We start from the raw sequence: 13756 nt of genomic DNA, 5'->3' as shown, positions 1-13756 counted from the left end.
GATATAAATGGTCAATCATGACCATTTAGAAGCACATTTATTCACTATTTTTTTTCTGGTCGGTCCAGAGCAGCGTACCTATAGCAGGCAATAACAGTACTGCGCCGAGCATATTGACCAAGAACATGAAGGTCAAAAGAATGCCCATATCGACTTGGAATTTAAGTGCAGAGAAAATCCATGTACTCACACCTATCGCCAAAGTAATCCCAGTGAATAAAACCGCACTACCACGCTCGGCTAAGGCATTTCTATATGCAACTGATAAAGGGGTACCCTGTTTCAATTGCCCCATCATTGAAGAAAGAATATAGATACCGTAATCAACGCCAATACCCACGCCCAGTGCAATAACAGGCAATGTCGAAACCGTCAAACCAATCTCTAGTTTAACCATAAGTGCTTGTGCCAAAGTCGAGACTATATAAAGAGGTAAAACAACAGCAATCGTTGCTTTAACGCTTCTAAAGCTCAATAAGCACAGGATAATAACCGCACCGTAAACGTAAATCATCATCGGCAACTGAGCTTCAGATACTGACTCATTGGTTGCAGCCATTACACCGATTGGTCCTGACGCCAACTTAAATGCAACCTTGTCGGTATTCTCTTCTTCTGCAAAACGCTTAATACTCGATACAACGTGATCTATCGTTTCAGCTTTATGGTCTTCCATAAAAATGATCACCGGCATTACCGAACAATCACCATTAAGAAGTCCAGTGCTCGTCTCAACGCGAGATGTTGCTTGCACCAATGACGCACTATTACGCGGTAAAGTTTGCCATTTCTGGTTACCCTCGTTGTATCCTGCATTAACGGCTTGTGCAACAGAACTTAAAGACACCGCAGACTGAACACCCGCTAAGTTCTCAACGCGCCATTGGAAACGACTGATCCTTTCCATGGTGTCATGATCAGTACAAGCAGCTGGATACGCTTCAACAATGACTTTTAGAATGTCTGATGAAATTGCATAGCGATCAGAAATCAAGAACGTGTCTTGATTATAACGCGCATCCTGATGCAACGCAGGCGCACCCGCGTGCAGATCACCAATGCGCATATTCTGTGATTGCCAATAACCAAACGCAAATAACAACGCCGAAACCACTAGAATAATACGTGCCCACTTTTTATCAGTCGTACACACCAGTGCTTCTCGCATCACTAAAAATAGCGAATGAGTGCCATCTTTGCCGTCGTCTACACGCTTGATCTTACTAGAACTAAAGTAAGAAGCTAAAATTGGCAACAAGAGTAAATTAGTGAAGATGATCACCGCAACGCCTAAACTCGCAGTAATCGCAAGTTCACGAATAATACCAATATCTATCGCTAATAAGGTCAAAAAGCCGACCGTATCGGATAGCAACGCGATACCACCAGGGATCAACAGTGCTTTAAAGCTCGCTTGTGCTGCTACTTTACTTGAAACCCCCTCAGCCACTTTTTTACCAATCGCGTTGATCATTTGCACCCCATGGCTCACACCAATAGCAAAGACAAGGAATGGTACCAATATAGACATGGGGTCTAAGCCAAAGCCCAACGTAGACAATAGGCCCATTTGCCACACAACTGCGATAATAGAACATGCAACAGGCAATAAGGTTAGCTTGAAACTCTTACAGAACAGCCACACCATCACAAAGGTGAACGCGATGGCGATTGCAAAAAACAGAACGACCCCTTTAGCACCATCCGCTACGTCTCCCGCCATTTTTGCAAAGCCAATAATATGAATACTGACCTTATCGGTACTAAAAGGTGCGCGAATTTGCGACTCTAATTTTTGTGCAAATTCAAGTGTGTCTAACTTTTCTTGTGTTTGCGGATCGGTTTCCATTAACTGCGCACTGACCATCGCACAGCTATAGTCGCTTGCTATCATGCGACCAACAACATTGGCTTTCTCGATATTTTGTTTAACGACAGCAAGACCCTGTTCTGTCGCTGCAAAGTTTGCTGGAATTATTGGACCACCCGCAAAACCATCTTCAACGACTTCAACAAATCGCGCACTTGGCGAAAAAATCGAATTCACCAGAGGTCGATTTACACCTGGTATAAAATACAGTTGGTCATGTACTGCTTTTAACTGTGTGAAAAAGTCAGGGTTAAAAATATTCCCCTCTTTATCACAGACTGAAATTAAAATACTATTCGCACCGCCGAACTGTTTTTCATGCTTTAGATATAACTGCATGTATTCATGTTTTAGCGGAATATTCTTGTTAAAAGATGCATCGAGTTGAATATGTGTTGCTTTATAGCCAAGCAGTAATGTCAAAACCGTAAAAAGTAAAACGACGGCCATACGATGACGAAATACCACATATTCGAGTTTATTTAATATCGCTTGCATTACTTCTTAGTCTCCCAAGCTTTTAGTCCCTTTTCCGTCGCTAAAATAAGATGATTATTAAATTTTTCTGCCGCTAAAATAGCATGGCCACTACTGAGTTGAGATTGCTTAACTTGACCATTGTGGTATTCAAATAAAAAGCCACTGTTTGCTAACATAACGGCATGGTCTTCAAAGTTTACCACTGAGTTAATTGTCGCTTTTGTTGGGATCGCTATTTGCTCAAAGTCTAGTAGATCCCTATCAGCAATAAATGCATTACCACGTAAACCTGCAACAATCACTTTATTTTCTTGTGTCTTGCTAATCGCAAAAAAAGATCCGGGATAGAACTCTTCGAGTCTTTGCCATGTTTTCCCCATATCTACACTTTGTGCAACCAGTCCCATTTCGCCCACTAAAAAAAGCTGCTCTTTAGTAATGAATAAACGATTAAAATGAGGCAAGATAAACTTTGTTTCTTCTTCATAGGCTGCTGGGTCATCTTCTTTTAAGCCCTGTAAATATTCTTTGTCATCAGGATGCACAAAGTCGTCTATAAAACGCTTTTCCCAAGTTTGACCACCATCATTTGTCTCGAAAAACATGCCATACGCGCCAATGGCAAAGCCAATTTTGTTATCTATAAATTCGATGTCTAAACAAGGCTTTTGAGTTTTTGGCAAGTACTGCTGAATATGCCAAGTTTGCGCGTTATCATCACTGAACAAAATACTGGCATCATGCCCACATGCCCAAGCGTGCTTTTGATCTTTTGCTGTCACTGCGGCAAGTAAAGATTGCACTGGCACTTGCGCTTGCTGCCAATTTTGCCCATCAGAGCTGGTTACGATAGTGCCATGCTTACCAACAGCAATTAATGTACCTTCATTATTTACAATGTCTGTAAATAACGTTTTTTCAGGGTGGCTAACCTGCAACGCGGCCTCGGGCACAGTTTGCGCGGCAGATACGGTACTGAACACTACAAATGCACTCGCAATAGTTGTTTTTATCATGCTGAAACTACTCAAATAAACGTGACATGTGGCGAGAACTCGCCAGGAATAAGACATTGCTAGCAGTGAACTCACTGCTAGCAATAATAGGCTAAGAACCCGATTAGCGCTTGCCCTCACGGCGTAATGCACTTTGTGTGAATTCGTTGTCTTGGAATGTCTGACTGAAGTCATACATAGCCTCTTCATTATCCAAACCAATCGCCAAATAACGACGAGAGTTCAAATCATGATACACATCTAATGTACTCCAATGTGTAGGTACTTCGTAATAGTTCAAGCCATGTGCCATCGCAACGCGATACATTTGGTCACGATTATCGTAAAGATCCGCTATATGAATTTGCCAGCTATCTTCATCGATATAGAACACACGTTTTTTATAAATATGACGAGTGCCTTCTTTTAGGTTTGCTTCAACAACCCATACTCGGTGCTTTTCATAACGCACGTGTTCAGGGTTAACGTGGCCCGGTTTCAAGATATCGTCATATTTCAGCTTGTCGCTATGTAGCTTATAGCTGTTATAAGGAATATAAAGCTCTTGTTTACCTTTTAATGTCCAGTTGTAACGGTTTGGTGAACCATTGAACATATCAAAGTCATCAGTAGTACGTAAGCTATCCGACGCAGTTCCCGGTGCATCGTATGCAACATTAGGTGCGCGACGAACACGACGTTGGCCAGTGTTGTATGTCCATGCCTGACGAGGCGTTAGGATCTGATCCATCGTCTCGTGCACTAGGAGTGCTGTACCCGCTAAGCGTGCCGGTTCAGTTACCTTTTGCTTAAACTTAAACAATACGTTTGACTCTTGAAGTTGCTCAGGTGTTGCATCCAGCGCGGAGTACTTAACGAGCAGTTGTTCGTCAAAACCAATTAAGTTGTAATCACCCGATTCCGTTGGCATTGCTTGGCCGCCAAAACGAGCAATTGACAAACCACGATAACGTAACAAGTGGTTCCAGATTGCTTCTAAGCCATCTTTAGGCACAGGGAACGGAATACCAATTGCAGTATTTTTAATACCATTACCGCCTTCAATTAGCTCAGCGGTTGAGGCATATTTTTTAGTCGCATCGTATACAAATTGAGGATAAGAAGCACTGCGACGTGTCGGGTAAATGTTCATTTTGAACGTGTCTGGGTAGGTTTCAAACAACGAAACTTGACCCGGACTCAAAAATTGCTTGTATTTATCCAAGTTGGATTTATCAATGGTAAATAACACTTTGTCATCAGCAAATGGATCAGGGTGATGCATGCCAGGTTTATAGTCCGCAGGCGGCTTAGTAATACCACCGTTCCACGCTGGAATAGAACCGTCTTTGTTACCCGCTTTTTCAGCGCCAATAGGAGTTAGATCTGCGCCTAAACGCGCGATCTGATCTGCCGACATTTTTGCCATCGCGCTTGAAGCGCTCAGCATTGTTATCATTGTTGCGGCAATGAGTGTAGGTTTTCTTAACATACTGAAAGCCCTTAAATTGAATACTTGATGTTGAAAGATACAAAATCACGGTCTGCAAAGGTATTGGTTGCACCACCGCCCCAGAACGTGTTGTAACCAAAGTCAAAAGACCAGGCATTTTGATAATTAAAGTTAAAAGTCACGCCTAGAGATTTTCGATCTTCCACGAATAAGAACATTGGGTCTGGCGTTATACCGTTTACATCATGTGAAAAGACGATTCTTGGTGAGAAGTTAACACCAGAGAACAAGTTGTTGTACTCACCTTTTGCGATCAGGCGGTAGCCCCACGCAGAAGATGTAGGAAATGGATTTACCGTTGGTCCATCAGAGATTGCCTTATGGATCAAATCGTAACTGCGACCCGAGAGCCCCTCAATCGTTCCACTTTGACCTGTGCCTGCCACATTTAAACGCAGCTGATCATAGGTCGGCATATCTTTTATGGTTACCGCCCCAACTTCACCTACCACAGCCCAACTGTCGGCACCAAGTGAAGGACCGAACAAATGCGTTGCCGTAAACTGCGCCTGGAGCGTATCTTTTAGAATGTAACCCTGAGCGACCTCACCGGGGTTGACATATGCTACCGTATCTCCCTCACTTAACTGAGACAAACCACCAAAATCAGGTCTACGCTCAGCATATGCTAATTGCTCAGCCATACCTGCATATAACAGCTCCACATCATCTATTTGTAGCGGCTCATCTTGTCGGAATGTGAATTCACCAGAGAATGCGGTTGTACCCAAGGTAGTGTTAAAGCTCAAGCCATATAGTTTGATATCTTCAGGGTATTCGATTATGCCTTGCGTAAAAGCTTTAAGCTGCGTGACGTTATTTTCATCAATTTGATTGTTGAAAATAAAGTCCAAGTCGTGCGCAACGCCTGCATTTGTAAAATTAGATGCTTTACCTGAAATAAGCGGTCTACGACTGTGATAGTTAATGTAATAAAGCGCAAATTCAGTGTCGTTTAACTCTGGTGAGTAAATACCTAAACGAGCACCATACTGGCCTCCATCTTCTGGTTCAATTTTACCACTATCTCCCTTGCCTCTTAGTGCAACCTTTGTTGGATACGCCAAGTACATTTGAGCGAGTAGCTTTTGAGCCGACGCGCTTGTTGTTACACCTTCTTGTGTTACATCAAGACCTTGGGCTGTCAACGCACCTAGCCAATTAGCCTGTAGTGAATTAAGTGCGTCACTTAAATGGTAGACATCGATATCTGGATTTGACGTAAAGCCTAACTGAACATTTTGAGAAAAACCATTTGCTGAAGCAAAGTCATTGGTCGAGAAATAGCTCCCTGTAGCAGGCAGACGCGTCTCATGCCAATCATATTGATAAAAAGCTTCCAGTGTGACATTTTCAGTAATCCCCAATGAAGCCCACACCATTCCCACAGGAATGAACGCTTCTTTCACTTCAGAGCCTGGTGCTTTTAAACGATCAATGTCAACAGGGTTAACGTTAATACCGTGAGAAATAAGAGTACTCTCGCCCCAGTTAATCACTTGCTGGCCAATTCGCACTGACAGAGGGTTTTGACCATCATTTAGATCAAAATCGGCCCAAACAAAGGCATCTAAAAGACGAAAGTCTGAACATACCTGCTCACTTGTCTCGTCATAAGCACACGGGTCAACTTTCTTACCTGAAACAGGGTTTTTGTAAGCGAAGTCACCGTCTTCCATTGCAAAATCATAAAAATACATGAAGCGTGAAAAGAAACCATAGTTATCTTTGCTTATCGCAAAATCATGCGTACCTTTCACTAACTGCGAAAATGTGTCACCCGAATCAAAGTTCAGGTTACCAGCATCACCATTATTCGAATAAGCGCCTGGCTGTGCCCACGCTTCTGCTGAGCTATATATCGTATTACCAGTACTGGCGTTATATCCTGTCCAATCAAATCTTGGGTGATTGCTCTTACCAATGTACTGAAAATCTCTATCTTCTACACGAATGCTTTGACCGTAAGAAAATGTGGAATCAAAAGTGATATCAAAATCACCGACTTGAAAGCTTGCAGCAAGTAAAGGTGTACTACTAAAAGATAGAGCAGCAGCACTAAGACCGAGCATGATTTTGTTTTTCACAAAAAGCGATCTTTTTATCATTATTTCTCCCCCTTCTGGCGGGTTTTTTATAATCAAGTTGTTGTTTTTTGTTGTCGTAACGATAGAAGCGATTTATGTAAATTACAAATAGAACGCGTTCAATCGGTGCTTTTTTAGCTTTTAGGGCGCTATTTTGCTCTTGGTAAGACGTCCTACCAGACAATTTATAACACGTAATTTAAGTTTACAACAAACCCATTTAACAAAAATACAATATGACTGAGTTAAAATTCTAGGTTAAGCGATTTTTTCAAGTGAAATAAACTGGTTATGGCCGTCTAGACATAAACGAAAGCGCCCTCTTATGCCCAAAGACGAAATAAATTTTCTAATATGTACTGCAGGGAAGCGAATTCGCTTCCCACCATCTTCTACAACCTGAATGTACTTAAAACTACCGTCGTAGTACCCCATACATTCGTCATAGGTGAAGTACATAGAAAAATAATATTCTTGCATTTCTTCAATTAATTTAATGCTTTGTCAACTTTTTCATACAAATCATCGCTTAATTCACTCAGCTCGGCCAACCTTTGCAATTGCGCACGCATCAGTTGCTGTCTATTTTCGTCAAAACGTTTCCAAGACATAAGCGGTGTTAACATTCTTGAGGCATTTTGTGGGTTAATCACATTCAGCTCAATCAATAAATCACCCAGTAGCTGATAGCCAGCTCCATCTTTTCGATGGAACTGTTCAGGGTTACTTCTTGCAAAACTGCCCACTAACGCTCTTACTCTATTGGGGTTTGACTTATCAAAGCATGGATGTTCATACAAGCTACGTATATGGTCTATCGCATTTTCGCCTGTTTGCGTCGCTTGTAACGCAAACCATTTGTCCATAACGAGTAAATCATGGCGCCAATTTGAATCAAATTCAGCCATCGCCTCTTGTGCCATTGGCAGTTGTGCACTGACCATCGCCTTAAGCGCACCGAGTTTCAAAGTCATATTGTCTGACGCTTTTTGTGTCTCGAGCCAACTCTTGACATTTTCATCTGCATCTTTAGCTAAATAATATAAGCACGCATTTTTCAATGCGCGAGCTGAAACCGCTTCATGGGATAACTCGCCGTTTTCCTCGCAGCTTTGATATGCATCTTTCAAAGCAGTATGAAGCGAGTTTGCGATGTCAATTTCAAACTGCTCAATACCCGCATTCAATGCATCAACAGGAATTTGTTCAAACGAAGTTGCCAAATTATCAAAACTTGGTACACGAATAAGCTCAGCCAAAAGCGCCAAATCACCTTGCCTTTCTCTCAATAAAGCTTCAAGCGCAGCGATAAGCTCTTGTGACAAAGAAGGTGTTTGATTTTGTTCAAATTGCGCAACCGCCTTTTTAATTTCTAGTGTAAACGCTTGTTGCGCAGCTTCCCAACGCGCATAGTCACTAGATGCAAAGCGTAAAATATGAATTAATTCAGGTAATTGATAATCATAATGCACAATGCACGGTGCTGAAAAATCTTCCAATAGTACCGCGACTGGTTGCTCTTCAATCCGTTCAAAAGTAAATCTTTGCTCTGATTCTGTAATATCTAGAACTTTAGAAACAGCTTGGCCATTAATGACTAATGAAAGCGGTTCGCCCTTGTGATTAAGCAGTTCTAATGCAAAAGGTATGTGAAGCGGTCTCTGGATCGGATCATGTGGCGCATTTTTTTGTACGACTTTCAAGGTAAATGTACGGCCTATTTCATCATAGTGCGTTTCAACGTTAAGCACTGGTGTACCAACTTGCTCATACCAAAGCTTAAACTGCGCCAAATCAATATTGCTAGCATCTTGCATTGCAGCAACAAAATCGTCACAGGTAACCGCTTGGCCATCATGACGCTCAAAGTATAGTTGCATACCTTTTTGGAAGTTTTCTTCACCTAAAAGGGTATGCATCATGCGGATCACTTCCGCACCTTTGTCATATACGGTGACCGTGTAGAAATTATTCATTTCTATCACTTCTTTTGGCCTGATCGGATGTGCCATAGGGCCAGTATCTTCAGCAAACTGGTGAGTTCTCATCGTCATAACTGCATCAATACGATTCAAACCTCGCGAGCCAAGATCACTACTAAATTCTTGATCTCTAAAAACAGTTAAACCTTCTTTTAATGATAACTGAAACCAATCCCGACACGTTACCCTATTCCCCGTCCAGTTGTGGAAATATTCATGGCCAACAATAGATTCAATCGTATGATAATCTCGGTCCGTCGCAGTCTGCTGGTTTGCCAACACACAAGCGCTGTTAAATACATTCAGTCCTTTATTTTCCATCGCACCCATATTGAAAAAATCGACCGCAACAATCATATAAATATCTAAGTCATACTCGAGATTGAAACGCTTTTCATCCCACTCCATTGCTTTTTTGAGGGATTCCATCGCGTGCGGCGCTTTAGACAAATTGCCTTTATCGACAAACAAAGCTAGCTCTACTTGACGCCCAGAACGAGTCACAAACTTGTCTTCCAGCACATCAAAATCACCAGCGACAAGCGCAAATAAATAACTCGGCTTTTTAAAAGGGTCATGCCATTTGGCGTAGTGACGACCATCGGGCAGTTGACCTTCCTCCACCTTATTACCGTTAGACAACAGACTAGGCATAGTCTGTTCACCAATGATCTTTACCGTATAAACAGTTAAAACATCTGGGCGGTCTAAGAAGTATGTAATTTTGCGAAACCCCTCGGCCTCACACTGAGTGCAATAGGCGCCGCCCGAAAGATATAAACCTTCTAATGACGTATTGGTTTGTGGTGAGATCTCTGTTTCTATTTCTAATTCAAAACGGCTTGGTAATTGTGTCAAAACGAGGTGCGACTGAGTCTGTTCATAGTGCTCAAATGGCTTTCCGTCGACTTTGATAGAAAGTAACTGTAATTCGACACCGTCTAATTTCAGCGACGAGATGCCACCCTGCGACGCCTCATAAACAGACTTGGCAGTTACTCTGGTATGTGTAGGATTTAAGTCAAAAGTAAGATCTAGGTTTTCGACCTTATGAGAAGGTGGTTGATAATCCTTTAGATACTTAGCTTGAGGTTTAGTTTGCATATTATAGTCCTCAAAGAAACGCCCCGAATGTAAGTCGGGGCGATACGATTAAATTTGTTCTGACGCCTCTTTTGGTTTTATCCTCAAGATTTTAATGCCTAGGTAAGCGTATATAACCGCCAAAATCGGGTTTATTAAATTAAAGAAGGCATACATTGCATAGTCAAATGGGTTGATAAGCAAAACGCTTTGCATGTAAGCACCACATGTATTCCAAGGAATGAGTGGACTGGTTATCGTACCACCATCTTCTAAGGTGCGAGACAAGTTTACAGGCTTAAGACCTCGTTTCTTATACTCTTCTTTAAACATACGCCCGGGCACTACAATGGCGATGTATTGATCTGCGGCAACAATATTAGTTCCAATACAGGTCGCTACCGTTGACGCAATCAAAGAGCCTGTGCTTTTCGCAATTTTTAAAATACTGCGCACAAAGATTTCTAATAGGCCCGTTTTTTCCATAATGGCGCCAAACATCAAGGCAGTCATAACAAGCCAAGTTGTCGTCAACATCCCTGACATGCCACCACCACTCAACAGGTCATCCATTTTTGCATCGCCAGTTCTTACACTGAAGCCATCATAAAAAGTCGCCCACACAAGCTTGAAATAGCCTACTAGTTGACCCTGAGATGCATCGATTTGACTTTGGATTAAATCGCCTTGAAATAACATCGCCCACACAGCGCCGACAACAGCACCTATCGAAATAGCTGGAAAAGCAGGCATTTTTTTAAACGCTAAAACAAGTAACACTAACAAAGGAACTAGCATCACCGGATTAATATTAAAGTTGCCTTGTAAAATACTGACAATTTCATCAATACGACCAATATCGCTAGCCACGTCAGCGCTGAAACCCATAAAGGTGAAAATGATCAACGCAATAACAAAACTAGGCACAGTAGTCCAAAGCATATGCTGAATATGCTCAAACAAATCGCTTCCAGCTACCGCAGGTGCCAAGTTGGTGGTTTCCGACAAAGGACTTAACTTATCGCCAAAATATGCACCAGAAATAACCGCACCGGCCGTCACAACTTGGTCTAACCCAAGTCCAGTCGCCACGCCAAGTAAAGCAACACCTATGGTTGCAGCTGTTGTCCATGAACTACCGATACTCATCGCAACGATGCCACATATCAAACAACTAGCCGCGTAAAACCAGCTTGGGCTGATAATTTGTAGCCCGTAATAAATTAACGTGGGGACAGTGCCTGATAACAGCCAAGTGCCTATCAGGGCACCTACCATTAAAAGAATAAGAATTGCACCTAGAGATAATGTGATCCCTTTGATCATCGCCTCTTCTAGGGTTTTCCAAGTATACCCATTTTTCAAACCGACTAATGCCGCGGTAAAAGTAGCAAACAAAAGTGCTATTTGGTTTGGACCTGACGACGAACTATCACCGTATAAATACACCGCTGCGCCAAGTAAACAAACGAGCACACTTATCGGTAAAAGGGCATCAAAAAATGAGGGTTGTTTTGGTTGCTTCAAATTGAACTCTCCTATGCATGATAGCCATGCTTATTATTATTTTACTCACAACCTGAAGTCGCAGTAATTGCAATATTTAGTTATTCAAAGAGTGATAAGCGTGAATAATAGCAAATTCATAGCGTAAGTCGTAACAAAAAAAGGCGCCTTAGCGCCTTTCTTGTGTTTGTTGCTCAAATATCATACGTCGTTTTTAGCTAAGCGACCGTAAGAGATCAGATCTTGTGTGATTAAAGCCGCTTCTTCTAGATAAGGATCTAGCTCTGAAAGTACTTCAGGTAAATCATCTAAATTTTCTACTGGCTCTAAACCTAAGCGCTTCAGACGCTCATTACTACGAGCTAACGAACGCTGTTCAGCCTCTTCGCGTTCTTTCAAACGCTCAGCTTCTACCAAGGATATTTGCTTATCATCTTTTTGCTGCTTATAACGTGCAATATCGTCGTAAACATATTTAAATTCAGGTTCTTTTTTAACGCGAGCATCATGCTTAGAGCGCAAATATTCAACAACTGGAGTTAAGTTATCTAAGCTATTGTAACTGGCCCGTTTGATGCTATCCCAAGGCAGTGCGTTATCTTCTTGGCTCTCACCCCACTCTTCAGGCTCGATTGCTGAAGGCAACATAACGTCAGGGATAACGCCTTTATTTTGGGTACTACCGCCATTTATACGATAAAACTTGGCAATTGTGTAAGTAACACTACCTAAAGGGTTACTAAAAAGATCATAGTTTTTTGTTAAGCCACGGTGCTGTTGCACTGTACCTTTACCAAAGGTTTGCTCACCGATTACCACACCACGTCCATAATCTTGGATTGCTGCAGCAAAAATTTCCGATGCTGAGGCACTATAGCGGTCAACCAATACGGTCATTGGACCATCATAAAAAGTGATGCCATCTCTGTCTTTTTGCGCTTCAACTCGGTTGTATGCTGTATGGATCTGGACCACTGGACCTTGATCAATAAACAAACCGGTCAACTGCGTTGCTTCGTATAAAGAGCCCCCGCCGTTTTGGCGAAGATCAATGACGATACCATCAACCTTTTGCTCTTTCAGCTTCGCAATTTCGACTTTTACATCTTTAGAAAGATTGTTGTAAAAGCTAGGAATTTCAATCACACCTATTTTGCTTGTTAAATCAGAATATTTCGCTTCAAAAACTTCTGATTTAGCGGCTCGGTCTTCAAGGCGAATTTTGTCACGCACGATTTCAACGACTTTAGGCGTGCCATGCGTATCTGAGCCTTTTAGATACTGTAATCTGACTTTGGTGCCTTTTGGCCCTTTGATTAAGTCGACCACGTCATCTAATCGCCAGCCAATAACATCAACAAAGTCTTCTTTGTCTTGTGCGACACCTACGATGCGATCGTCAGGTTTGATCTGCTCTGATTTGTCGGCTGGACCACCCGGAACTAGAGAGCGAATAATTGTATAGTCTTCGTCATAACCAAGTACCGCACCAATACCTTCTAATTCAAGGTCCATATCCATCTTGAATTGTTCTGCTCGACGAGGTGAAAGATAAGAAGTATGTGCTTCTACACTACGAGCAAAAGCGTTCATTACAACTTGAAAAGCGTCTTCACTGTTTGTTTGTGTTAAACGTTTCAATGTGTTGCTGTAACGCTTGGTTAAGACATCTTGAATGTCTTTCCACTCTTTGCCCGTCAATTTTAAGCGCAGTGCGTCAGATTTAACGCGTTGACGCCAGTACTCATCCAGCTCTTGCTGAGTTTTAGCAAACTCAATGTCTTCACGGTCGTAATAAAACGCGTCTGGTTTATCAAACGTCATTTCATTTTCTAGCAAAGACAGCGCAAATTGAAAACGCTCAAAACGACGCTTCATGCTTAAATTAAACATGTCATAGGCAAACTCTAATTTGCCGTTTTTTAACGCATCGTCAAACTGCTTTCTGAATGCGCTAAATTTTTCAATGTCGCTTTGCAGGAAAACTGAACGGTTATAGTCAAGCGAGTCGACATAACGATCAAAGATTTCTTCCGACAAAGCGTCATCAAAACTAAATCGCTTATAGTGCTGTCGAGTAAATAAGTTGGTCACTCGTTTGCTAGCCGTCGTATGCTGCGCTTCCGGCGCCAAGACCGGAATATCCTTCTCAGTAACGGTATTTGATGATGCAAATGTTGCCCCTGATAATAGCGCGGCAACAATAGGAATGAGTGTCAACTTTTTACTCATACGCACAA

Annotated in this window: 8 protein-coding genes; all 8 read right to left on the bottom strand. The window is 42.0% G+C overall.

The window, feature by feature from the left end; all coding sequences use genetic code 11:
• Positions 1-37 precede the first annotated feature (37 nt).
• Positions 38-2368 carry an efflux RND transporter permease subunit gene (locus AC5FX4_RS10655; protein ID WP_493606372.1) on the bottom strand — a complete coding sequence of 777 codons (2331 nt, stop codon included), beginning with the start codon at positions 2366-2368 and terminating at the stop codon, positions 38-40.
• On the bottom strand, positions 2368-3366 hold the full coding sequence (locus tag AC5FX4_RS10650; RefSeq protein WP_493606371.1) for a WD40/YVTN/BNR-like repeat-containing protein: 999 nt from the start codon (positions 3364-3366) through the stop codon (positions 2368-2370). The genes AC5FX4_RS10655 and AC5FX4_RS10650 overlap by 1 nt, the downstream gene beginning before the upstream one ends.
• Positions 3367-3469: 103 nt before the next feature.
• Positions 3470-4837, bottom strand: coding sequence for a DUF1329 domain-containing protein (locus AC5FX4_RS10645; RefSeq protein WP_493606370.1), 1368 nt, complete (start codon positions 4835-4837; stop codon positions 3470-3472).
• A gap of 11 nt (positions 4838-4848) precedes the next feature.
• Positions 4849-6966 carry a DUF1302 domain-containing protein gene (locus tag AC5FX4_RS10640; RefSeq protein ID WP_493606369.1) on the bottom strand — a complete coding sequence of 706 codons (2118 nt, stop codon included), beginning with the start codon at positions 6964-6966 and terminating at the stop codon, positions 4849-4851.
• A gap of 237 nt (positions 6967-7203) precedes the next feature.
• Positions 7204-7425, bottom strand: a complete 222-nt coding sequence (locus AC5FX4_RS10635; protein WP_493606368.1) for a DUF2835 family protein — start codon at positions 7423-7425, stop codon at positions 7204-7206.
• A gap of 8 nt (positions 7426-7433) precedes the next feature.
• Positions 7434-10031, bottom strand: coding sequence for an aminopeptidase N (gene pepN / locus AC5FX4_RS10630; protein WP_493606367.1), 2598 nt, complete (start codon positions 10029-10031; stop codon positions 7434-7436).
• Between the two features lie 48 nt (positions 10032-10079).
• A complete protein-coding gene (gene nhaC, locus AC5FX4_RS10625; RefSeq protein WP_493606366.1) occupies positions 10080-11537 on the bottom strand; it encodes a Na+/H+ antiporter NhaC in 1458 nt (485 codons plus the stop codon).
• A gap of 180 nt (positions 11538-11717) precedes the next feature.
• Complete coding sequence (gene prc, locus AC5FX4_RS10620; protein WP_493606365.1) at positions 11718-13748, bottom strand: carboxy terminal-processing peptidase; 2031 nt, start codon at positions 13746-13748, stop codon at positions 11718-11720.
• Positions 13749-13756 lie beyond the last annotated feature (8 nt).

It is taken from the genome of Pseudoalteromonas sp. ATL1, assembly GCF_058933015.1.
Note: the sequence above shows the minus strand (reverse complement) of the source record. Positions and strands in the feature narration are given on the sequence as shown.

Bases quoted from the DNA above. Each gene is read 5' to 3' on its own strand.
- AC5FX4_RS10635 (WP_493606368.1), bottom strand. From the start codon at position 7,425: ATGCAAGAATATTATTTTTCTATGTACTTCACCTATGACGAATGTATG.
- AC5FX4_RS10645 (WP_493606370.1), bottom strand. From the start codon at position 4,837: ATGTTAAGAAAACCTACACTCATTGCCGCAACAATGATAACAATGCTG.
- prc (WP_493606365.1), bottom strand. From the start codon at position 13,748: ATGAGTAAAAAGTTGACACTCATTCCTATTGTTGCCGCGCTATTATCA.
- AC5FX4_RS10655 (WP_493606372.1), bottom strand. From the start codon at position 2,368: ATGCAAGCGATATTAAATAAACTCGAATATGTGGTATTTCGTCATCGT.
- AC5FX4_RS10640 (WP_493606369.1), bottom strand. From the start codon at position 6,966: ATGATAAAAAGATCGCTTTTTGTGAAAAACAAAATCATGCTCGGTCTT.
- AC5FX4_RS10650 (WP_493606371.1), bottom strand. From the start codon at position 3,366: ATGATAAAAACAACTATTGCGAGTGCATTTGTAGTGTTCAGTACCGTA.
- pepN (WP_493606367.1), bottom strand. From the start codon at position 10,031: ATGCAAACTAAACCTCAAGCTAAGTATCTAAAGGATTATCAACCACCT.